Genomic DNA, 21,815 nt, shown 5'->3' on the forward strand with positions numbered 1-21,815 from the left:
CAACAATGATGAAGAATATATTATACACATTTCTGCTGGCTGTAGTGGTTTTATCGGGTTGTAATAAAGCCCTCGAAACCGATTCGACCCGGGTTGTGGGCGAGAAAAACATGTGGAACACGGTTGAAGATGCAAGGGCAGGTATTATGGGCGTTTACGCGCTTACCCGTGCGGCACTATCAGATAACAATGGCCACTGGATTTATGGCGATGTAAGAACCGCAGAGTTTACCAGTCCGAAAAGGCAAGATCTGAAGGCCATTATCAGCAACAATTTAAATGCATCATATCCTGTGGTAGAATCGCTTTCTGATTGGACCAGGTTTTATGCCATTGTAAACGGTGCTAATGTTTTTATGGAAAACGTAGCCCATGTAAAAGCTACCGATAAACGTTATTCGGATAACAACATGACGGTAGATGTGGCTCAAGCCAGATTTTTAAGGGCTTTTGCCTATTTCTATATGGTGCGCATCTGGGGCGATGTACCTTTTATTATTTCTTCGAACGAAGGTGTATTTGAAAACAAACCACGCGAAAGTCAGGCTAAAATTCTGGCATGGGTAGAAAGCGAAATGTTAAAGGCTGCTGCCGATCTGCCATACATTTACAGTGGAGGCGATATTCAGCAACCCAGCAATTATTACAATGAAGACAGGACCCGTTGGGGTGGTGCACTGGCTACAAAAGTTACAGCCTATGCTGTTTTAGCGCATGTTGCCGCCTGGACAGCCGACTACTCGAATGTGGCCAAGTATGCCAAATTTGTAGAAGATAACTATGGTAAAAGTGGCGGCGGTTTTACTTCAGTAACTGATTTAAGCAATTCGAACGGTTTTTTCTACAATAAAAACTTCAGGCAGATGTTTGGCTTTAACTCTGATTACGGCCACATCGATGGTTCATCAACCGGCCACATTGAAGAATTAACACTGGCCGAACCCATTATTACCAAAGCCATTCCGGATATTTATTTACCAAAGGATTCAATTTTAAAGTATTTCAACCTGCCAAAAGATGAACGTTTTGCCATTGATACTTTAGGTCAATCGAAGTTCGACCGGTATTTCACCAATTTAAACGGTAAGTACCCCATTTTCAGTAAAATAAAAGTAATTCAGGGCGGCGGTACCGATCCCAACTTCAGGTACTTTACCAGTGCTTTAATTTTTACCCGCTTAGAAGATGTTGTGCTTTTGCGTGCCGAAGCCTTATCAGTACTTGGCGATCAGGAAGGAGCTAAAAACGAATTGCTGCAGGTAATGAACAGAAGGGTAACATCAGGAACAGAGGTGACAATAGATTTAACCAAGGTTGATATCCTGAAAATGATTTTTGAAGAAAGGCATCGCGAGCTGATGGGAGAAGGACAGCGCTGGTACGATTTGATCCGCTACAATAAAATCAGGCAGAATGATGCCAAATTCATGAACCTGATCAACTCAGGCGGCATTTACTGGCCAATATCACGTAGGCTTTTGTTGCAGAATAATTTATTAACACAAAACACTTACTGGCGCTAAACAATAAAGAAATGAAACCATCATCAGCTTCTAAATCGCGCGGCGAAATGATTAAGCTCATGATGGCTTCATCACCATTAAAATATAATCAGATGAAAAAATTTGTAAAATATGCAGGAGCCCTAACCATGCTGTTATTGCTCACCCTGGTGTATTCGGCTTGTAAAAAGAACGGCGGTTATTACGATGCTGCCGATGAAACTGCGCCGTTTTCAGGAAATATATACGAATATTTAAAAAGCAAACCCGGTGTTTACGATTCGCTTATTGTGGCGGTTGATCGGATGGGGCTGAAAAAGACACTTACCGATAGTAATGTAACTTTGTTTGCAGTTACCAACCCAAGCTTTCAGCTGGCTTTACGCAACTTAAACACCTTAAGAAAACAATCGGATAAAGATCCTTTATTCTTATCCAATATTGACGGTGTACAGTTGGATACGATGATTTCCTACTACATCATCAGAGGGGTAAAACCAACCGATTCTTTAAAACTGCAGGATGGTTTAAATTTAACCAGTGTAAAAGTGGCTTACCCCATGCATGCCAAATCGGTAAAAGGATCGGCATCAGGGCAGGTAGGCGCAGGCCCTGAAGTAATCGAATTCAGCAATACCAAAAAAAGCAAGTTTATCAGAAACTGGTCTACCAGTACAACTGCTTCCAATAATATCCGTACCAAAAACGGCATTGTGCATGTTATCAGCCCCGATCACCTTTTCGGTTTCGATGGCTTTGTTACCCGTTTAACCTTTGTACCACCACCGCCAAACTTAATGGTTACCGTAGGTGGAACTTTTTCTACCAACCGCGAAAATGGCGGTGGACCAACCAGTGGCGAGAACTCTAAAAAAGTAATTGATGGCGATGACCATACTAAGTTTTTATGCGATTTAAATGGCTTTTTAACCATGCAGTTTAAGCTTAAAACACCAGAAGTATCGTCGGTTTATACCTTAACATCAGCTAACGATGCGGTAGAAAGAGATCCGAAAGCCTGGACTTACGAAGGCTCACAGGATGGTGTAAACTGGACTGAGTTGCACCGTGTTTCGAACTTTTTCTTCGAAGAAAGGTACCAGCAGAAAGTATTCAGGTGTACCAATACCGTTGCCTATCAGTATTACAGGATAAATATTACCGAATTAAGAAGCGGTGGCGTATTCCAGCTGGCAGAATGGACAATTAATAAAACGAAATAGCTGATGGAGTACGGAAAAAATAAATTAGAAAAACTTATGAAGTCGATCATAAAAAAGGAACATCTTTTTGTAGCGTTTGCGCTGGTTGTTTTTAGCGGATGTAAAAAACTGTACAATTTGCCTGACGAAAAAGATTACTTAAGTAACAATGTAAATTTTAGCAATAAAATTCTCGAGCCGATTATTGGCCGTAATAATTTAATAGGTGGCTTTAACGGCGACAACTCGACGGCTCCCATCACTTTCGAAATTGTTAATGCAAGGTTTGGGGATGGAAGGCCTGTGAGCGATATTTTTCAAAAGGTACCAACTTACGTTTGGACTGCTCCTTATACCGGTTTAGAAAAAAGCCTGGCCGAAATTGAAGCCAAAAGGAAACTTGAAGAGCATTCACTCTTAGAAATTCGTTCCTCAGGGCAGTTCATTCTATGGGCATCGGCTACCAACCAGCTCATTACACCGAGGCCTTCAGATAGTACTAACTTTTCGCAGGATACCCGTTTTTTTGATGTGAAAGTTAAAAACACAGGTGGCGAGCGGTTAATTAAAGATTTTCAGATCAGGCCTTTCAGAGAGCGTCCTTACGAGCCTTCTAATGATTTTAATGCTTACACAGGCTTGCCTGCCCCTGACCCTAAATTTCCACTCGATAAAAAACTAAGGGATTATATCCGCCCTTATTTAAACAATGTGATTGGTGCCAACAGCAATAAAAACCTGGTAAGCAACAACGATCAGAAAGATGTGGTGGTTTACATCCGTCCGTTTACAGGTGGCAATGGCCACTCCCTGCGAATTAAAGCTTTAAATAAAGATTCGGTAGAAATTAACCCAGCCTTTTTTAACGAAACCGTTTGGGATAAAATGATCCATGGTTTTAACATGCAGAAAACCGATAAGTACGTGCAGTACGATGTAGCTTATCCCATTCCGCTGGTAGAGATACCAACCTCGTATGCCACTGGTGGTTCGAGGGCAAAGGCCGAACTAAGCTACTCGAGAGCTGCATTTGGTGGTGGGCGTACCATTGCCAACTTCGGTGTCGATTTTGCCATTTACAGGGCAGGCGACTGGGAAATTGTATTTCACTTTAAAACAGATAACCCAAAATTTGCCGGCGAGTAGGCAACATTTAAAGCTAATATTATGAGAAGAAATATACTTTTTTATGCATTACTCATCGTATGCATAATGTTAGGCACAAGTGCTTATTCGCAAGAAAAAAATATTATTGTGAATGGTACCGTGGTGGATAAAGAGACCAAGCAGGGGGTACCCGGGGTTTCTGTAATTTTAGAAGCAACAAACAAAGGTTTAACCCAAACCAACGGCAAAGGCCAGTTTACGGTAAATGTGCCGGTTGGCGGAACGCTTGTATTTAAATTTTTAGGTTTTAATACCACAAAAACCAAAATAACCGGCGCAACTAATATTACCGTAACCATTAGCGAAGACCGCAAGGCGCTTGATGAGGTAATTATTGTGGCTTACCAAAAAAGAACCAAAGAAACCACTACCGGTTCGGCCACTTTAATCCAGGCCAAAGAAGTTCAGGATATTCCGGTATCAAACGTCGAGCAGCTTTTACAAGGTAAAGTTCCGGGTTTAAACATCCAGAACAATACCGGTGCACCTGGTTTCAGGGGGTCTGTACAGGTGCGTGGTCTTTCGAGCTTAAGTATTTCGGGTAGCGGTAACGAATCGTTTCTGCAACCTACATCGCCTCTGTACATTATTGATGGTGTGCCATTGGATGCTGATAAAGCAGCCGAGTTTGGCTTTCAGAGCCAGGGACCCGGAGTTAGTCCGCTTTCATTAATCCCTCAGGAAGATATCGAGAATATCCAGATCCTGAAAGATGCCCAGGCTACTTCAATGTATGGCTCGCGCGGTGCTTACGGTGTAATTATCATCACCACCAAAAGAGGTAACTCTAAAGTGCCACGCATCAGATACGTAACCAACGCTTTCGTTAATACACCACCAAAATTACGCGAAACTTTGGGCGGAAATTCGGAGCGTTCGCTAAAAATCCAGCAGATTATCCTTAACGCACAAAACGTAAACGATATCCGTAACATTTCAAACACACCTTTTCTGGCCGATAGTTTAAATGCCTATTGGAATAATTCTACCGACTGGCAGAGCGTATTTTACCAAACCACTTACAACCAGAGTCATAATTTGGCCTTAGATGGCGGCGATCCTACTTTTAATTATAAAGCCAACGTAGGTTACTATACCGAAAAAGGGGTAATTAAAAATACAGGTTACGATCGCTATAACCTGAACATGAACATGGAGTTTAAACCAAACGAGAAATTCAGGTTCTTTGGTTTCATTAATGGTTCGGTAGGTAAGCAAAATAAAGGTAATGGTGTTGGTTTATTGCAATCGGGTGTTGCGGCTAATGGGCAGGCGTCTACCTTATTACCTCCACCTTCTTTCTATCAGGCTTCGGGCGGTGTATTATCGGCTTTGCAAACCTTAAACGATAACAACTCACGGAACTTACGCACCAACGTAGAAGCACGTTATGAATTTATACCTGGTTTGGCCGCTTCTTCTACCTTAAGTTACGATTATACTTCCGATACCGAATCTACCTTTACACCGGCGGCTGCCAATGGCCAGTATGCCAAACTATACGATTACGTGGGCAGAAACTTTCAGTTATACAACCGTAATGGTATTACCTATGCCAAAACCTTTGGCGAAAAACACAATATTTTTGTAAACACTTTTAACGAGATTTATAAGCAAGGTGCACAGGCTGGTATTACCCGTCAGGAAAGATTACCTAACGATCAGCTACAGGGCCCAACAGGTTACGATGCCTATAACTCAAGAGGTGGTGGTGTATTAAGCAATTACAGAAATGCAACCATTGCATCATTTGCCGGATCGCTTTCTTACGATTACGATAAAAAATATGTGGCAGAGTTTTCATACCGTTTGGATGGTACTTCATCAAGCGGATTGGAGAACCCTTATTCTAAAAACCCATCAGTAGGTTTAAGGTGGAACTTTAACAGAGAAAACTGGTTAACCGATTTAAAATGGCTATCGTACGGTAGTTTAAGGTTAACCTGGGGTCAAAACATTGTACCTACCGGCAACCTGCAAAGTATTTACGGTATTTATAACCTCAATGGCAATTTTAACAACAATCCTACTATTGGTATCAATTACGATTTGGTTCCGAATCCGAACCTTAAACCAACTACCACTACCCAATATAACCTGGGTTTCGATTTAGGTTTGTTTAACGACAGGTTATCGCTAAACTTCGATACCTATTACAAAAAGGTTGATAACCTACTTTTTGATAGGTTTTTATCGAATACTACAGGCTTTGGTAAGCTGGCCAGTAACGATTTGGGTATTGCCAATTACGGTAGCGAGTTGATGGTGACTTTCAGGCCTGTAGTAAGCAAAGATCTTGATATTTCGGTATCGGTAAACGGAGCCTTAAACCGCGATGTATTGTTAAAACTTCCGGCCGAATATAATGGCCAGTATATCAGGTTCGATGGTTCGGGTTACTTACAACACAACGTTTTCCGTGTGGGTAGAAACACCCTGTCTAACTATTTAAGAATTAACCAGGGCGTTTACCGTACCGATGCAGATGTGCCGGTAGATCCGGTTACCGGAAAAAGGTATCAGAGCAATGGCCAGTTTTTCTTAGGTGGCGATCCGATTATTAAAGATGTAAACGGCGATTATATTTTAGATAACCGCGATTACGAAATTACCGGTAACTCACAACCTTTGGTTACAGGTGGTTTATCGGCCAATATCAGGTATAAAAACTGGGGTTTAAACGTGTATGCAACTTACACTGCCGACAGAACCATCTTAAACAATGCCCTTGCAGATAGAATTGCCATTATGCGTAACCCTTTCTCGCAAACCTCGGTAGTGCCATTAAACGATCTGGATATCTGGAGAGCACCGGGCGATGTAGCTAAATATCCTTACCCTTATGATTATGCCCGTTTCGATCAGATTCAGCCTTTGCGTGCCGATCAAACCCTTTGGCAGGAAAGCGGAAGCTATTTGAAAGTGAGTAACGTAACCCTTTCTTATATGTTCGATAAAAAGTGGATCAGAAGGTTCGGTCTTAACCAATTGCGTATTTACGCTTCTACCAACAACCTGGTTACCTTTTCTAAATACAGTGGTCCTAACCCCGAGAACGTAACCACATTAGGTCGCGATATTTCAAACGGATACCCTGTACCGCGTACTTATAACCTTGGTTTAAACTTAGAACTTAATACAGGCAACTAATCAATATTATTATGAAAAAAGTTATCATTTATACTATAATTATAGCGGCGACCTTCTGTCTGCCTTCCTGTAAAAAGTTTTTAGATGTACAGCCGCTCGATAAATTAACCGGAAACAATTTCTTCCAGTCGAAAGAAGATGTAGTGGCCAACATTTACAATTTATCGCGTATTGTTTTTGGCAAGTACAACGAAACACACTTTGTTGGTGCCACTGGCGAGTATCGCTCGGGCGAAGTATTGTACGAAAGTCAGTCTGATTTAGCACCAGCCCGCGAGTTTGTAGAGATTTTAGGTAAAAACAACCTCTTATTTTTAATTTCCGGCGGTCGCCCATGGGATTTCTACAACTTTGGCCGCATTACCGATTGGACTGCCTATTATCAAGCCATTCAGGGGGCAAATATCTTAATTGCCAAATTGGATGAAGGCATTCCGGGTGTATCAGAAACTGAGAAAAATTCTTTCAAGGCCGAAGCAGCATTTATCCGCTCGTTAAGCTATTTCACCATGGTGCGTTTATATGGCAACGTGGTGTATTATACCGATGCCTTTCACTCTGCCGCCCAGCCCAGAGAAAACTTTGTTTCGGTGTTGAATAAATGCATCGCCGATTTAAAAACACATAAAAATAATATCGCCTGGACATACACCGACCCTTCTTTAAAAGGTGTACGCGCCAGCAGAGGCAGTATTGTAGCATTGATGATGGAAATGAACATGTGGAACGCAGGTTTCGATCCCAACAATGCCCAGAAATACTACCAGGAAACAGCCGATTTAGGTAAAGAACTGATTGCGAGCAACGCCTACCGCCTGTTGCCAATTAATGAGTGGGCAACCGTGGTAAAAGGCCGTTCGGATGAAAGCTTATTTGAGTTTTATCGTAGTATTAACTATGGCGATGCAAATGCAAATATTGCCCCGATTGCAGATATGTTTTTGCACTATCCGTACAAAAGACCAGAGTACACCCACCGCGTAAGTTTTGCTTACTACCGTGGAGAGTACATGCAAAAACTTTTTCAGGATGGTAGCGACAAGCGGATTACCAGCTGGTTTAACGAAGATATTTTTGCCGATAACGGAAAATTCATGATGCTGAAGTTTGCACAGAACTCCTTCTCTACAGGCGAGGAAGATGCCAACCCCGATAACACCTTTATGGTTTTTAGGTATGGTGGCGAAATATTGCTTGCAGCCGAAGCACTGGCCGATTTGGGCGAAGATACAGAATCTATCAAATTGTTAAATATGGTTAGAGACCGTGCGCAGGCTTCTAAATATGTTGGCGGTGGTGGCTCAGCCCTTAAAGATTTTATCTTTTACGAAAGATCGAGAGAGCTGATTGGCGAAGGTCACCATTATTTCGATCTCGTACGTACCAAAAGAATTTTAAGCAACCAGTGGTCCTACAACGTACTTACAGCCGATAAATTTAGCCGTGGCGCCTGGACCTGGCCAATAAACTCAAGTGCTTTAAATAACAACCCCTTTATGGTACTGAACGAGTACTGGGTTAATGGCGGTAATTAATTTGATTTAAAAGATTAAGAAGAAGATATGAAAAAGCTAATGATGATAGGTGCGGCACTTTTACTCTTGTTAAACGCTTGTAAACGTGACGAATATTATATAGATGGCGGCAGGGCCAATCCCAATTACCAGGGCAGTATGCTGCAATACCTGAAAGATAAAAAAGTTCCCTTCGATACCGTAGCGCAAATTGTTAAGCTGGCCAGTATGGAAGATCAGTTTAGCAAAGAAGATTTTACGTTTTTTGCTTTCGACGATGATGTAATTAAAAGGACCATCGGCGATATCCATACCAACGACAGGAATAAAAATCCAAGGTTACTTTCCTTAAACCAAATGCTTTACGAAGCCGGAAAGGATACCGTAAAAACGCTTGATCAGATTAGTCCGCAAATTTGGCGCAAATACCTGCAGCGCTACATGTTTAAAGGAGTAAATGCATTAAAAGATTATCCGCAGATAGATATGGATTTAAAAAGCATTTATCCGGGTGCCCTTCATTACGATTACAACAATGATGTATCGAACATTGGAGTGGTTTATAACAGTGCCAACGGGATTAAGTACATTGGTTACAGGCAGTTGGTGTTTTCATACATACCTGATATTTCAAAACCGAACGACAATTGGTACATCAGCTATGTAGCATCATCAGATATCAAACCTACCAACGGTATGGTGCACAGTTTGCGCTACCAGGGTTCTTATCTCGGCTTTAGCCTCTACGAGTTTTTTAACGATGTATACAATACCGGTTTAACACCAACTAACAAATAATTAGCCTGTTATCATTTTAAAAGAACAAAACATGAAAAAAATAAAATACATGCTAATCGTATTTTTTCTTTGCTCCCTAGTTATTCAGGGGTGTAAAAAAGAAGAAGAATTGGGTAGCGATCCCTATGCCGATGGAAAGGCAGCTTTGGGTATAGGCATAAGTCAGACTTTACTTCCGGTACCTGCCGAAGGTATTGTAGGTACAACGGTAACTGTTAAAGCTACCGGACTTTTACCCTATAAAGATCAGTTAAGCTTTATGTTTAACGGTGAAAAAGCACAGGTATTAAGTGTAACTGCAAGTGAGATTACCGTTAAAGTTCCTGAGGCCGGCAGTACAGGCATCACTTCAATTGCCATTGGCGATCAGTTAATCCTCGGCCCCCAGTTTACCGTAACAGGCATTATCAAAAACGACATTACCTGGAAAGCAACTGCAGGTACCAATGGTTATGTAAGCCAGTTTTACGAAATGCAGGATGGCCGTGCGCTGGTAATTGGCAGCTTTAACAACTACGATAACAAAGGGATTGTTACCAACATTAACCGCATTGCCAGAACATCGTTAGATGGCGATTACGACCGTACTTTCCGCACGGGTAGAGGTGCAAACGGTTCTTTATCGAGAGTAATCGAAATTGGTGGCAGGTTTATCATCGCAGGTGGTTTTAGCGGCTACAGTCAGCGTACCGAAAATATCAGCAATATTACCAGTTTGTACCCTAACGGTGCTATTGATACCATTAAAATACAAACCAAAAAGAAACCAACTTTAACCGATACAGTTACCCAAAAATGGTTCCCGAAATTTAACGGGGGTACCAACGAATTCATCAACAGAATTTATCCGCACCAGGGCAAAATATTGGCTACAGGTAATTTCAGGTACTATGTAAAACGTACTTACGATAAAGATAATTACGATTTTACACGCGATACCGTGATTCTGGATAGTACCGAAATCCGCCAGATATTGAGGTTTAACCTCGATGGCTCTTTAGATAAGACCTTCCGTTTCGATACCGGAACAAACAAGGGTAAGGTAAGCGCCAACGGACCAATTGATACCTACATGCATACCGATGCAGCCAATCTCGAAAAATTGATGGTTTTTGGTAGTTTCAGCACCTTCGATGGGCAACCTGCCGGCCGTATATTAAGGTTGGCAGCCAACGGAACGGTTGATCAAAGCTTTAACCCTGGCAGCGGGGTAGATAATTACATCAGTTCACTTACCTATAATGCCACAACACATAAGTATTTAATTACCGGAACCTTTACCCGTTACAATGGCAAACCTGCCAATGGCATGGCTTTGATTAACGAAGACGGAAGCTTAGACGAATCGTTCAACGCACGTTCGTTCGAAGGTGGCTATCCGGCTTTTGCCCGTCAAATTACCAATGGCCTGATTGTAGTAGGCGGTGGCTTTAAAAAATACAATAATGTAACCCGTAATGGTTTTATGGTGCTTACACCTGCAGGTTTACTGGCGCCAGGATATAATGCAACCGGTCCATTCTCCGGAAACCTGTCGGATGTAATTGAAACCAAATCTGCCGATGGTAAAAAAGCCTTGTTACTGATTGGTGGTTTTTACCGCTTCGATAACCTGCCGTACAATAACATTGTAAGAGTAACAATAGAATAAGCCCAGTTAAATATAAATTAAGATGAGCATGATGAAAAAATATAAATTATTGATTGGGCTGATGGCCACAATAATTACAACGGCCATATTTTCTTGTAACAAAGATTTCGATAGAACACTTGGTACTAAAGATGGTACCGATACCACCAAGGTGAGGTATGGTAGCCGCAAAGTTTTGTACCTGATTGTTGATGGTGCAAGGGGACAATCGGTTGCAGCGGCCAATATTCCAAATATTACCGCCCTACTACCCACTTCAATCTACAGTTGGGTGGCTTTAAACGAGCCGGAAGCTACACAGAATGCCAGCAATTGGGCAAACATGCTAACCGGGGTAAAGAAATCCAAAAGTCTGGTAAACGACGATGCGTTAACCAATAATAACCTGCAAAATTATCCCATCATTTTTAAGCGGATTAAAGAAAGCAGGCCGCAAACTAAAATTGCTGCTTATACCTCATCGGCAGTGTTTAAGAGTTTAACCGCCGGTGCCGATATCAGCGATCTGGTAGCGGGAGATGATCAGGTAAAAGCTGCGGTAATTAACCAGCTCAATACCGATACTGCTTCGGTAGTGGTGGGGCATTTTACCGATGTAGATAAAGCCGGTATAGCTTCTGGTTACGATAATTCATTTCCTGCCTATAAAGCGGCCATCGAGAAATTTGATGGTGGAGTAGGAGAGATTATGGCTGCTTTAAAAAAACGCAAAAACTATGCAAACGAAGATTGGCTGGTGGTAATTGCCTCGAGTGATGGAGGTGCATTTACACTCCCACCAAATGCCGACGATCAAACTATTTTTAGTAAAACGGCCAATAACGCATTTGTAATCTATTGCAGTGCAAGCTATCAGAAAAGGATATTGGTAAAGCCATTTACCGGTAACCGGTACCTGGGTAAAACTGTAAAACTGGTTGGACAGGATATCAGAGCTGAAATTGCGGCAACCGATGCCAGCGTTTACAATATAGACGATACCACCAAAATGACCATTGAGCTTAAGGTGAAGAAGAATAAAGAACAGTTTTTCTGGCCAAGCATTTTGGGTAAACGAAACGAATGGTCGAGCGGGCACCCAAGTGTGGGCTGGGTAATCTATCTCGAAGACCGTTACTGGTATTTTGAGTGGAGGGGTACCAAAGATGGCGATTATAAGCAGTGCAGAGGCGGCGATCTTATTCAGGGCCGCTGGGAAAATCTTTCAGTAAAATTAGAGCAGCGCGGCAGTCAGCGGTTTATCCGTACCTACACCAATGGTACTTTTAACAACGAGGTAGAAATTACAGCTTCAGGTTCATTGGCCAATTCAAATGCGCTTAAACTGGGTTATTTAAATGGCCAGGGACACGGAGAGCCCGATGTATACGTAACCGATATCCGTTTCTTTAAGTTAAGCGTACCTGATGGGGTAATTCAGCAATATGCCTGCGAAACCGCCATTGATCAAAGCCATCCGGCTTATAACTATTTAGTTGGTTACTGGCCTGCCACTGATGGAAACGGCGATAAAATGATCGATCTTTCATCACAGGCGCGCGATTTCAAGTTGCAGGGGGCATACGTTTGGGAGAACTTCAACGATTTAATCTGCCCGCCTTCTGCCAGTACCTTGGCGGTATTGGTGCCACAAACAGCTGATATACCGGTGCAGGTAATTAACTGGTTAAAAATAGCCAACAAACAAACCTGGGCGCTTGATGGAAGAGTTTGGTTAGATCAATAAAATAATTGCTGATCATTTAAAAATATCAAAAATGAAAAAAATTATATACACCCTGTTAATAGGTTTAACCATCATTGTTGGTGCCTATTCATGCAAAGAATCGCAAATAGAAGATTTGAAACTGCCTGATCCGGCTGGTAAAAGCATTACAGGCGAAGGGATTGTGGTAGGCAATGTAACCATGGATAACCAGTTTGTAAAAGTGCCCTTCAAAATATCCCTTTCGGGTATGGCCGAAGAAGCTTTTCAGGTAGGTTTAACCTTAAATAACGATACCGTTACCCAGTTAATTAATAACGGAGGTTTAACCAACGCCGTACTCATGCCATCGGCAGCTGTAGAATACCCGAATGTAATTAATGTAACTTACGGTACCGATAATGCCGAAGGTATAGCCATTGTGCGCAGATCGGTACTCGAACGCTATCTGGGTAAGAAAGTAGTTTTTGCCTTAAAGCTATCGGCGCCGGGCAAAGGCAACAAAATTGCCAGCGGTAAATCTACAATTCTGGTTATTATCAATACTTCCGATTTATTAAAACAAAGTGATATTCATTACCTTACTTTTCAGGGAGGAGGCACTTACACTGTTGTGCAGGGGCCAAATTATCAGGTTGGGCCGGCAGGGGTTACCATTCCTTTAATTATCAGTTTAGATAATGCGCCTACAACAGCCTTTAATGTAAAGATTAAAGATAATGTCGATACCATTGCCACCTTACTTTCGGCAGGTACACTTACAAATGCCATTCACCTGGCTGCTAAAGATTTTACACTCGATACTTTGGTGAGGTTTAACACCGGGGCAAGCAGTGCAACAGTGAGGTTATCTATTCCATGGCCAGTTTTCGATGCCAACATCGTGGCCAATAAAAAATTTGCTTTTGCGCTCAGCCTTAGCGATAATACTAACCATGTTATTCACCCTACAAAGGGTAAGGTTATTGTGGTGGTAGATCCAAGCGTAAACCTCGATAACAACTCGCCGATTATTGGTAATGGTACCGGTTTAATTGCGAAATACTATACCAATACCCAACTGGCGCCAGATGATGGACGTGAACCTTTTGCTACCCGTATCGATGGTACAATCGAGTTCTCGGGTGATGGATGGCCGGATAATGTTAAAAATACCGCCGGAGTATCTTTAAGCAGGGATAATTTTGCCTCGAAATGGAGCGGAGAATTTCTTGCACCGGTAAGAGGCGATTATATTTTCTATCAAACCCGCTGGGATGATGGATCGCGGTTATACATTAATGGTAAAGCCATTATCGACGATTACACCACACAGTGGGATAAACCAGAAAGAAAAGCCACTATTCGTTTAGAGCGTGGTATTAAATACAGAATTGAAGCGCACCACCGCGAAAACGTGGGCGGACAACAGGCTTATCTCGAATATGAAGTGCCATCAGCAGGTATAACAGGTAAACGTGCCATTCCAAGAACACAGTTATTCCCAACCCCATAAACATAAATAGATATGAAAAGTAACATGAAAAGATTATTCAACATCTGTGCGCTCTTACTGCTTATCGTTGTGTTAACGGTAAAATGCAAAAATAACGATACCGAGGAAGCTGTTCCCGTAGTAGAAGAGCCTAAACCATTGGTAGCTTTCGATTATAAAATACCAGATCCTGCAAAATACCAGGAGGTGCAGTTTACGGCCGATCCGAAAAATTATAAAACGCTACTGTGGCAGTTTGGTGATGACAGCACTTCGGTTGAAGTTTCACCCAAACATGTATACCGCTTTCCGGGTACTTACAGGGTAATTTTAACGATCCGTAACGGACAAGGCTATTCCGCTACAAAAGAGATCAACCTGAAAGTAGTTGACCCTAATTTCGATCCAACCAAATACGGCGAAAACTACATGAAAACCATTGGTGGTAAATTTTCGGTTAACCTCGAGGCTGGTGCGGGCCCCAATTCTGCCGAAGGGTCTAGTAAACTGGTCGATCAGGATATCAATACCAAGTTTTTACAGGCAGGTTTTGATGGTACACAGCGTTGTACTTTCGAGCTTAATACACCGCAGGTGGTGGGTGCTTATACCATGACATCGGGTAACGATGCTGCCGACCGTGATCCGAGATACTGGATTTTACAGGGATCATTAGATGGTATTCAGTTCACCGATTTGCATACCGTAACGGTGTGCCCATGGGAGAATACCAACGAAGGTGCGAGCCGGAAACAAACCAAGCTTTTCCACTTCGATAACTATATTGCCTATAAATTCTACAGGCTCTACATCAAGTCGAACAGGGGTAGCCGTATCTTTCAGCTGGCCGAATGGACAATCAATAAAAAACAACCATAGAATACTCTCTCCACACCATTTGAAGATACATGAGGCCTAAAAACTTCATGTATTTTTTTTGAGCAGATTTTTCTGAGGTTTAGCGATTAAATTTAATTGTCTAACTGACAATTAAAGTGCAAAATCTCTCTTCTATTTAAATTATATTTTATACTTTAGTAAAACGTTTAACTAAGCTGTTTCTAACCAGAATATAAATTTCAAAATACACACACAGATTATGAACAAAACCAAAACTTTAACATTTTTAGGCTTACTCGGCTGCATGTTTGCAGGTGGTTTGCTCAAAGCGCAGGATCGAAAGGCACCAGCCTATCCCTTAATTACGCACAATACTTATTTCAGCATCTGGTCTAACACCGATAAATTAAACGAATCGTCTACCCAGCACTGGACAGGTGCCGAGCATTCGCTTTTAGGGCTCATCAATGTGGATGGCAATATTTACCGCTTTTTAGGCAAAGAGGCTACCAATTACAAAACCATTGTACCCGCTTCTGACGAAAAGGGCTTTCAGGTAAATTATACCGAAACCGAACCACAAGGCGATTGGAAAGCTGAAAATTATAATGCAGCTAGCTGGCAGACCGGTGCTGCTCCTATTGGCGACGATGCTAAAACCGTTAAAACCTTATGGAAATCGCACGATATTTGGGTGCGCAGAACATTTAATGTGGCCAACCCGAAATCAATAAACGAGTTGTTTTTAAAAATAAACCACGACGATAATATTGAGGTTTTCTTGAATGGCAAGAAAATTTATACCAAAGAAGGCTGGACAAATACCTTCCAGTATGTGGCTTTAAGCAATAGCGATAAAAACGCATTAAAAGCAGGTTCGAATGTAATTGCCATTCATTTAATTAACACGGCTGGTGGTCGTTACCTCGATTTTGGCCTGGTTGATAAATTAAAAGACAATGCCGAAAAAGTACAAATGGCCAAGCAAAAAAGTGTCGATATTAATGCTACGCAAACTATTTACAACTTTACCTGTGGCAAAGTAGATTTAAAATTGACCTTTACTTCGCCATTGTTAATGAACGATTTAGGTTTGTTTGCACGTCCGGTTTCTTATGTTTCCTATCAGGTTAAAGCAAACGATGGCAAAACGCACCAGGTTAAGGCTTATTTAAGTGCTTCGACCAATATTGCCGTTTATCGTCCTTCGCAAGAGGTAACTACCAGTAAATACAGCACGCCGAAATTATCAATTTTAAAAGCCGGTACCGTAGAGCAACCTGTCTTACAAAAAGCAAGTGATGACATGCGCATTGACTGGGGTTATTTTTATGTCGCTGCACCAAAAAACAGCAACGCTATTCAATTTGTAACTGCCGAAAAAGATGCTGCCGATGCTTTCAGAAACGGAAATGCTGCTTCAACAGCTAAACAAGGCAAAATGCTGGCCCTAAATACGATTATTCCATTTGGTGCAGTAGGCAAAGCAGCTGTAGAAAAATATGTTGAGTTGGCTTACGATGAAATTTATTCGGTACAATACTTTAACCAGAATTTAAGGCCCTGGTGGAATACTTCTGGTAAAGAAACCATCGAAGGACAGTTAACTGCTGCGGCTAACGAGTACAAAACCGTTATAGCCAAATGCGAAGCATTTAACAAATCGGTGTATGCCGATGCCTTAAAATCGGGTGGAAAAGAATATGCCGATTTATGTGTTTTAGCTTACCGTCAAAGCATTGCTGCACACACCTTGGTAAAAAGTCAGCATGGCGAACTTTTATGGCTATCAAAAGAAAACAATAGCGGTGGTTTTATCAATACCGTTGATGTTACCTATCCATCAGCGCCGCTATATTTAATTTATAACCCACAATTGCTGCAAGGTATGCTGAACGGTATTTTTTATTTCAGCGAAAGCGGAAAATACCCGCACCCATGGGCAGCACACGATTTAGGTACTTATCCTTTGGCAAATGGCCAAACTTATGGCGAGCCTATGCCGGTTGAAGAATCGGGCAACATGATTATTTTAACTGCAGCCATTGCTAAGGCACAAGGCAATGCCGATTACGCCAAAGCCCACTGGAAAACATTAACCACCTGGGTTGATTATTTAACCAAAGAAGGTTTAGATCCAAAAACACAATTGTGTACCGATGATTTTGCCGGTCACCTGGCGCGTAACGCCAACTTATCGGTTAAAGCTATTGTAGGGATTGCCTGCTATGCGCAAATGGCACAAACTTTAGGTTATAGCGATGTTGCTAAAAAATACCGCGAGATTGCCGAAAGCATGGTACCCAAATGGATGGAAATGGCCGATGCAGGCGATCACTATGCTTTAACCTTTGACAATAAAAATACCTGGAGCCAGAAATACAACCTGGTATGGGATAAGGTTCTGGACTTAAACCTCTTCCCTCAGAAAATTTATGATACCGAAACCAAATATTACCTGACTAAACAAAACAGGTACGGAATTCCGTTAGATAGCAGAAAAGCCTACACTAAAAACGACTGGATTTTGTGGACAGCTACATTTGCGCCAACGCGCGAGGAGTTTGAGGCTTTGGTACATCCTGTTTACAAACACGCTATCGAAACAGAATCGAGAGTACCGTTAAACGATTTTTATGATTCGAACACCGGTATCCGCGATAATTTTAAAGCGCGTAGTGTTGTGGGTGGTTTTTACATGAAAATGCTTGCCGATAAACTAAAAGCCAAATAAGATTTAATTTATTACCCTTTAAATTAACAATCGAAGGTCCTGCATCAGTGCAGGGCCTTTTTTATTTTAGCTCGCTCCAGCCTGCGCGCGTTTATTAACGCGTACATGTTTAGCTCAGCGACTCCTGTCGCGTTTTAATTCGTTGCAAACGAATAGCTATTTACACGCTCGTTAGAAACGAGCGTGAGCGTAATTAACGCTATATCGTCCTCGTTTGTAATGGGGATGAATGTGATCAGCGATTTTATCGCTGTTTATAGAAACTTAGCTTGCGCGCGTTTATTAACGCGTGCGTTTTAACACTGCGACTCCTGTCGCGTTTTAATTCGTTGCAAACGAATAGCTATTTACACGCTCGTTAGAAACGAGTGTGAGCGTAATTAACGCTATATCGTCCTCGTTTGTAATGGGGATGAATGTGATCAGCGATTTTATCGCTGTTTATAGAAACTTAGCTTGCGCGCGTTTATTAACGCGTGCGTTTTAACACTGCAACTTTGTCGCATTTATTCGTTGCAAACGAATAGCTATTTACACGCTCGTTAGAAACGAGCATGAGCGTAATTAACGCTATATCGTCCTCGTTTGTAACGAGGATGAATGGGATCAGCGATTTTATCGCTGTTAATAGAGAATCAAAACTCAAATTCCAGCTGGTTATTCTCCCTTTTTTCGATATCAGGGCCATCATAAAAGCGCGATAAAGTAATACCCAGTAATCTTACCTTCGACGCCCCCAATTCGGCTTCTTCAAGCAATTTTATGGCTTCTTTGTACATTACTTCTGCCTGATGGATCGGGGTAAGGAACGATCTGCTCCGCGTAATCAGTTTAAAATCGGCAAATTTTATTTTCAAAGTAATCGTTTTGCCACTCAGCTGGTATTTTTCCAAACGCTTACTTACCGTTTCACTAATCTGTTTCAGCAGATCGTGCATTACCACATCATCATTGGTATCTTCAGGCAAGGTATCTTCTGCACCAACCGATTTCGCCTCGCGGTTTGCCCTCACCGGTCGCTCATCTATGCCACGTACAATTTTGTAATAAAACATACCCGATTTACCGAACTGGGCAATAAGCTGTGCTTCAGTTAATTTTTTCAGGTCTGCCCCGGTATTAAGCTGCATAGCTTTCATTTTAGCGGCAGTTACTTTACCCACACCAAAGAATTTTTCGACCGGCAGCTTTTCCATAAAGGCTTTAATTTTCGATGGCCCGATAAAAGTTAAACCATCGGGTTTATTCATATCAGATGCGACTTTGGCTACAAATTTATTTGTTGATACCCCTGCAGAGGCCGTTAGGTTTAGCTCATTTTTAATGGCATCTTTAATGGATTGGGCAATATCTATAGCCGATCCAATACCCAGTTTATCTTCAGTAACATCCAGATAAGCTTCATCTAAAGATAAGGGCTCAATTAAATCAGTATAGCGGCTAAATATTTCCCGAATGGCTTTCGAAGCCGCAGTATAAGCATCAAACCGGGGATACACAAAAATAGCCGTCGGACATAACTGATAGGCTTTACTGGACGACATGGCGGAGCGGATTCCATATTGCCGGGCTTCATAACTTGCCGTTGATACGACCCCGCGGCTGTCGGGTTTGCCACCAACCACAAGCGGTTTTCCGCGGTATTCCGGAAAATCGCGCTGCTCTACCGACGCATAAAAAGCATCCATATCGATATGGATAATCTTTCTTAACGTTATGGTAGTTTCTTCAGACATTGGGATGAAATAAATTTCGCTATTTTTTTTAGCATTATTGAGATAGAATTTTTTTCTTTACAAAATATGGAAAGATCGATCCGCTTTTATAAGAATGCCAAACACGAATGGTATGCTGATATTCCTGAATGGGCAGGGGCTTTAGATGAGCTGCAAATGGTAGAAGGGGCCGATGATTTATTAAACTGGATAGCCGCATCGGCCAATGAATGTAACCTTTTGCTGGCCGACCAACATTTTGAACAGGCAGAGATTTTAGAACTGGTTTATATTCGCGAAGAAAACCTGGGTGGTGGAGGCGATTATATTTTAGAAAACTTTAGGGGCGAAGTTAAAAACCACAGGCTTTGGCTCTGCCATGTTACCGAATTTGTATTTAAACAATTGCCCGAGCGGATCTATTTTAAAGAGATAAGTTTTGATTGAAAAGACCCAAACATTTATCATTAAGAAATGAAGGATATTAAGAATAATAGCGCTTATTAAAGTCAATGAATATTTAAATGCCCTCAATTGCCTTATATGGTAAAGTAATGAGTAAAAACTTAGTTTAAAAGATGATCAACCTTATTAAGTAGCGAATCCATTTCGAATGGTTTTTCCATAAAATCGTTGGCACCGGCATCCATAGCCGATTGTCTGATATCCCTGCTGGCAGAAATCATCAGAATCGGAATTTCGCGGTATTGCGGATCATTTTTAAGCTGCTTGCAAATATCTCTACCGTCGTAACCGCTCATCCAGATATCGAGCATAATTAAATCTGGTTTATTTTTCACCGCATCTATTACCGCCCCGCCGTCATAAGTATAGTCAACCTCATAGCCCATCACCTCCAAAATCATCGTCACAGCGTCAACAATGCCTTCGTCATCGTCTGCAATGAGTATTTTCTTATTTCTCATTTTGTAGTTTTATATCCATTCAGTTCCTGTTTTGCATTTTTAAAAGCAAACATGAGCATTAACCTTTTATTATTAATAGCTAAAATCTGTTTTTTGTTTTAAAAATATAAATATTTATTTGTCGGTTTTGAGGCTCTAAAAATGATATAATTTATTGAAAAAACCAGTAAATCCGATCAGTTTTAATAAAGCTTTTGTTGCATCTGTTAATTTTTTAGCCGGGCTAAACAGATAATTTTGCACCGCGTATAAATTATTTAGGATTTTTATACTTTATATTTACAGCATTAATTCAGGTTAATTGAATTTAGTGGCCAAATGGATAGTATTAATATTAAGAAGTTAGCGGAGGCTTTAAATTTATCTACTTCAACAATTTCGAGGGCGTTCAGGGATAATAGCGACATTAATGTGGCTACCAAAGAACGCATATTAGCCAAAGCAAAAGAATTAAACTATCAGCCTAATCATTACGCCAGCAATTTGCGCGAGCAAAAAAGTAAAACCATTGCGGTTATCGTGCCCGAGCTGGCCAACAACTATTTCTCGCAGGCCATACATGGTATAGAGCGGGTAGCGCGTGAAAACGGTTATCATATCCTCATCTATGTAACAGATGATGAATATAAAAAAGAGGTTAATTTTATCCGTCACTTGCACAACGGCAGGGCCGATGGCATTATCATGTCGGTATCGGGCGAGGCCAACGATCATAATTACCTGAATAAATTTGGCGCAAAACGTTTGCCTCTGGTATTTTTCGACAGGATTTATGAAGATATTGAAACCCCACGGGTAATTACGAACGATTACAACAGTAGTTTTCTGGCTACTGAGCACTTGATAGAGCAGGGGTGTAAGCGCATTGCCTACCTGGTGGTGAACAAAAGTCTATCTATCGGTAAAACCCGTATGCAGGGCTATATCGATGCGTTGACCAAACATGAGGTGCCATTTGATGAGCATTTGATTGTAGATTGCAGCAACAGCTATGAAGAAAATAGTGTGATCATTAAAGAGGCTTTGACCGAATTAAAGCCCGATGGTGTTTTTACTTCGGTAGAACGTTTGGCCTTTGCTACTTACTATGCCTGTTACGATTTAAAAATCAATATTCCGACTGATTTAAAAGTGATCAGTTTCTCTAGTCTCGAGATTGCGCCATTGCTAAATCCTTCACTTACCACCATCACTCAACCGGCAACAGAAATAGGGGAAGAGTCGGCCCGATTACTGTTCTCCATTTTAGATAATAATGCAGATAAAAACACCCCGAATGAGGTAGTTTTAAGTTCAAAAATTATCGCCCGGAATTCGACTTCAAAAGGCTAAAAAACAGCTCAAAAATCAGCTCATTTTTTAGCTTAAAAATTTCAAAAATTTTCGGCACTTAGTGTAAAATACGCAGAATTTCGACTCGTTTTCGGGAACGTTCCC

15 protein-coding genes are annotated in these 21,815 nt (G+C 41.4%); 13 read left to right on the forward strand and 2 right to left on the reverse strand.

The genetic code is table 11. The features are described 5' to 3' along the window. Window positions 1-5 precede the first annotated feature (5 nt). The 11 genes from OC25_RS19070 to OC25_RS19120 all read left to right on the forward strand — a co-directional run bounded on the left by OC25_RS19070 (window position 6) and on the right by OC25_RS19120 (window position 17,737). Complete coding sequence (locus tag OC25_RS19070) at window positions 6-1,523, forward strand: RagB/SusD family nutrient uptake outer membrane protein (RefSeq protein ID WP_245222082.1); 1,518 nt, start codon at window positions 6-8, stop codon at window positions 1,521-1,523. A gap of 11 nt (window positions 1,524-1,534) precedes the next feature. Beyond that, window positions 1,535-2,725 (forward strand): fasciclin domain-containing protein, encoded by a 1,191-nt coding sequence (locus OC25_RS19075; protein ID WP_156131535.1) that lies wholly within the window; start codon window positions 1,535-1,537, stop codon window positions 2,723-2,725. A 36-nt stretch (window positions 2,726-2,761) separates the two neighbouring features. After that, the gene (locus OC25_RS19080; protein WP_039479560.1) at window positions 2,762-3,850 is read left to right on the forward strand and encodes a DUF5007 domain-containing protein; all 1,089 of its coding nucleotides are present in this window, start codon (window positions 2,762-2,764) and stop codon (window positions 3,848-3,850) included. Window positions 3,851-3,871: 21 nt separating this feature from the next. Beyond that, the gene (locus OC25_RS19085; protein ID WP_245222083.1) at window positions 3,872-7,021 is read left to right on the forward strand and encodes a SusC/RagA family TonB-linked outer membrane protein; all 3,150 of its coding nucleotides are present in this window, start codon (window positions 3,872-3,874) and stop codon (window positions 7,019-7,021) included. 11 nt (window positions 7,022-7,032) lie between these two features. Beyond that, complete coding sequence (locus OC25_RS19090; RefSeq protein WP_039479394.1) at window positions 7,033-8,556, forward strand: RagB/SusD family nutrient uptake outer membrane protein; 1,524 nt, start codon at window positions 7,033-7,035, stop codon at window positions 8,554-8,556. A gap of 27 nt (window positions 8,557-8,583) precedes the next feature. Next, window positions 8,584-9,333, forward strand: coding sequence for a hypothetical protein (locus tag OC25_RS19095; RefSeq protein WP_039479398.1), 750 nt, complete (start codon window positions 8,584-8,586; stop codon window positions 9,331-9,333). A gap of 31 nt (window positions 9,334-9,364) precedes the next feature. Further along, window positions 9,365-10,984, forward strand: coding sequence for a DUF5008 domain-containing protein (locus OC25_RS19100; protein WP_039479399.1), 1,620 nt, complete (start codon window positions 9,365-9,367; stop codon window positions 10,982-10,984). A gap of 28 nt (window positions 10,985-11,012) precedes the next feature. After that, window positions 11,013-12,710, forward strand: a complete 1,698-nt coding sequence (locus OC25_RS19105; protein ID WP_167335413.1) for a DUF4983 domain-containing protein — start codon at window positions 11,013-11,015, stop codon at window positions 12,708-12,710. 31 nt (window positions 12,711-12,741) lie between these two features. Further along, a complete protein-coding gene (locus OC25_RS19110; protein WP_039479405.1) occupies window positions 12,742-14,184 on the forward strand; it encodes a PA14 domain-containing protein in 1,443 nt (480 codons plus the stop codon). A gap of 24 nt (window positions 14,185-14,208) precedes the next feature. Next, window positions 14,209-15,042, forward strand: coding sequence for a PKD domain-containing protein (locus OC25_RS27030; protein WP_209435614.1), 834 nt, complete (start codon window positions 14,209-14,211; stop codon window positions 15,040-15,042). Window positions 15,043-15,262: 220 nt separating this feature from the next. Continuing rightward, entirely contained in the window at window positions 15,263-17,737 is a 2,475-nt protein-coding gene (locus tag OC25_RS19120) for a glutaminase family protein (RefSeq protein ID WP_039479408.1), read from the forward strand. A 635-nt stretch (window positions 17,738-18,372) separates the two neighbouring features. Here OC25_RS19120 and dinB read toward each other — a convergent pair. Then, a complete protein-coding gene (dinB, locus tag OC25_RS19125) occupies window positions 18,373-19,473 on the reverse strand; it encodes a DNA polymerase IV (protein WP_039479410.1) in 1,101 nt (366 codons plus the stop codon). Between the two features lie 66 nt (window positions 19,474-19,539). Between dinB and OC25_RS19130 the strand changes: the two genes are divergently transcribed. Then, window positions 19,540-19,899 carry a DUF6717 family protein gene (locus OC25_RS19130; protein WP_039479412.1) on the forward strand — a complete coding sequence of 120 codons (360 nt, stop codon included), beginning with the start codon at window positions 19,540-19,542 and terminating at the stop codon, window positions 19,897-19,899. Window positions 19,900-20,018: 119 nt separating this feature from the next. On the opposite strand, the gene OC25_RS19135 is transcribed toward OC25_RS19130, so the two are convergent. After that, a complete protein-coding gene (locus OC25_RS19135; protein ID WP_039479413.1) occupies window positions 20,019-20,378 on the reverse strand; it encodes a response regulator in 360 nt (119 codons plus the stop codon). Between the two features lie 318 nt (window positions 20,379-20,696). Here OC25_RS19135 and OC25_RS19140 point away from each other — a divergent pair, with 318 nt between their 5' ends. Next, a complete protein-coding gene (locus OC25_RS19140; RefSeq protein ID WP_039479415.1) occupies window positions 20,697-21,710 on the forward strand; it encodes a LacI family DNA-binding transcriptional regulator in 1,014 nt (337 codons plus the stop codon). The last annotated feature ends 105 nt before the right edge of the window (window positions 21,711-21,815 follow it).

Source organism: Pedobacter kyungheensis, from assembly GCF_000812965.1.
GTDB lineage: Bacteria > Bacteroidota > Bacteroidia > Sphingobacteriales > Sphingobacteriaceae > Pedobacter > Pedobacter kyungheensis.

What these genes read in the sequence shown, in the direction of transcription:
- OC25_RS27030 (WP_209435614.1), top strand. Translation starts at nt 14,209, where the DNA reads ATGAAAAGATTATTCAACATCTGTGCGCTCTTACTGCTTATCGTTGTG.
- OC25_RS19135 (WP_039479413.1), bottom strand. Translation starts at nt 20,378, where the DNA reads ATGAGAAATAAGAAAATACTCATTGCAGACGATGACGAAGGCATTGTT.
- OC25_RS19140 (WP_039479415.1), top strand. Translation starts at nt 20,697, where the DNA reads ATGGATAGTATTAATATTAAGAAGTTAGCGGAGGCTTTAAATTTATCT.
- OC25_RS19120 (WP_039479408.1), top strand. Translation starts at nt 15,263, where the DNA reads ATGAACAAAACCAAAACTTTAACATTTTTAGGCTTACTCGGCTGCATG.
- OC25_RS19080 (WP_039479560.1), top strand. Translation starts at nt 2,762, where the DNA reads ATGAAGTCGATCATAAAAAAGGAACATCTTTTTGTAGCGTTTGCGCTG.
- OC25_RS19070 (WP_245222082.1), top strand. Translation starts at nt 6, where the DNA reads ATGATGAAGAATATATTATACACATTTCTGCTGGCTGTAGTGGTTTTA.
- OC25_RS19075 (WP_156131535.1), top strand. Translation starts at nt 1,535, where the DNA reads ATGAAACCATCATCAGCTTCTAAATCGCGCGGCGAAATGATTAAGCTC.
- OC25_RS19130 (WP_039479412.1), top strand. Translation starts at nt 19,540, where the DNA reads ATGGAAAGATCGATCCGCTTTTATAAGAATGCCAAACACGAATGGTAT.
- OC25_RS19090 (WP_039479394.1), top strand. Translation starts at nt 7,033, where the DNA reads ATGAAAAAAGTTATCATTTATACTATAATTATAGCGGCGACCTTCTGT.
- OC25_RS19095 (WP_039479398.1), top strand. Translation starts at nt 8,584, where the DNA reads ATGAAAAAGCTAATGATGATAGGTGCGGCACTTTTACTCTTGTTAAAC.
- OC25_RS19105 (WP_167335413.1), top strand. Translation starts at nt 11,013, where the DNA reads ATGATGAAAAAATATAAATTATTGATTGGGCTGATGGCCACAATAATT.
- dinB (WP_039479410.1), bottom strand. Translation starts at nt 19,473, where the DNA reads ATGTCTGAAGAAACTACCATAACGTTAAGAAAGATTATCCATATCGAT.
- OC25_RS19100 (WP_039479399.1), top strand. Translation starts at nt 9,365, where the DNA reads ATGAAAAAAATAAAATACATGCTAATCGTATTTTTTCTTTGCTCCCTA.
- OC25_RS19085 (WP_245222083.1), top strand. Translation starts at nt 3,872, where the DNA reads ATGAGAAGAAATATACTTTTTTATGCATTACTCATCGTATGCATAATG.
- OC25_RS19110 (WP_039479405.1), top strand. Translation starts at nt 12,742, where the DNA reads ATGAAAAAAATTATATACACCCTGTTAATAGGTTTAACCATCATTGTT.